Below are 1,259 nucleotides of genomic sequence, written 5' to 3'. Positions count from 1 at the left end.
CGGGGGCGGGTGCCGGGCGCGGGCGCGCCGACCGGGCCCCCCCCCGGGCGCGGGCCCGGGGCGGGCTGCCATAACCCGACGCCCCCACGGCCGGGCGGCGGGGCGGCCGGCATGGGCGGGGCGCCCGCCGGAGCGGCCGGCGGGTAGCCGTAGCCGGCTCCCGGACCGGGCGCCGGTGCGCCGGGCCGGCCGGCCGGGGCCGCGGTTCCGGGGGCCTGCTGGTTGGTGGAGGAGGCGAGCGTACGGCTGCGCACCCGGTACAGACCGGTGTCGAGGTCGTCCGCCTTCTCCAGGTTGACCTTGATCGGGCCCATGAAGGTGTAGCGCTGCTGCTTGGCGTAGTCCTGCACCATGCCGGCGAGCTCGTCGCCGAGCTGGCCCGAGTAGGGGCTGAGCCGCTCGAAGTCCGGCGTGCTCAGCTCCACGATGAAGTCATTGGGTACGACCGTGCGGTCGCGGTTCCAGATGGTCGCGTTGTTGTCGCACTCCCGCTGGAGTGCTCCCGCGATCTCCACGGGCTGGACCTCGGACTTGAACACCTTGGCGAAGGTGCCGTTGACCAGACCTTCGAGACGCTGCTCGAACTTCTTCAGGACTCCCATGAGGCACCTCCTCCGTCCTTGCCGTCCTGGGTACTGCGCCGGCTGCTGCTTACCTGGTACTGCTTACTGATCGTATCCACGCGCCGGTGAATCGGCTGGTTCCCCCTGTCGGCACGGTCGACGGGTGTCGACGCCTCCGAAGTTCCCTGTGGAGCTCCACTTCGAACTCCGTTGTCGAACTCCGCTGTGCGCTCCTTGGTCAAGGATCGTAGAGGCGGCCGCTGACCAGTGTCCCGCACCTGACTGTGGACCCTTGCCTGCTGCAGGGGAGACGGGTGCTACCGGTACGAGGTTGATACGTGAACCAGCACAGGTTGATACGTGAACCGCACGGGTCGATACGGGAACCGCGGGGTCGATACGGGGCCGACAGAGCCCCGGATCGGTGGGTCGCTTCCGAAGCCGCTGGTGGGCGGCTGCCCCCGGATATGGGATGTGAATCCACCCCCTCCAGCGTGCTAATGTTCTGCGTGTCGGAAGGCGCCGCACCGCAAGGCGAGGGGCCCGAGGACACACCCAATGCGCGGGTGGCGGAATAGGCAGACGCGCTGGATTCAGGTTCCAGTGCCCGAAAGGGCGTGGGGGTTCAACTCCCCCCTCGCGCACCACGGAGCACCGACGAAAGTGCTCTAGTTGCACCGACGGAACGGGCGGCAT

Annotated in this window: 1 protein-coding gene and 1 tRNA gene; one reads left to right on the top strand and one right to left on the bottom strand. The window is 69.0% G+C overall.

Going from position 1 to position 1,259, the window contains the following annotated elements; translation table 11 throughout:
* Window positions 1–602 (bottom strand): DUF3662 domain-containing protein (locus ACFVYN_RS41385; protein WP_390008109.1); only part of this gene is annotated, 602 nt, incomplete at its 3' end.
* Window positions 603–1,123: 521 nt separating this feature from the next.
* On the opposite strand from ACFVYN_RS41385, the gene ACFVYN_RS41380 reads away from it, so the two are divergent.
* A tRNA-Leu gene (locus ACFVYN_RS41380) sits at window positions 1,124–1,210 on the top strand.
* Window positions 1,211–1,259: the final 49 nt, after the last annotated feature.

This window comes from Streptomyces sp. NPDC058307, assembly GCF_042880295.1.
GTDB lineage: Bacteria > Actinomycetota > Actinomycetes > Streptomycetales > Streptomycetaceae > Streptomyces.
This window is presented reverse-complemented; position numbering and strand designations above follow the sequence as displayed.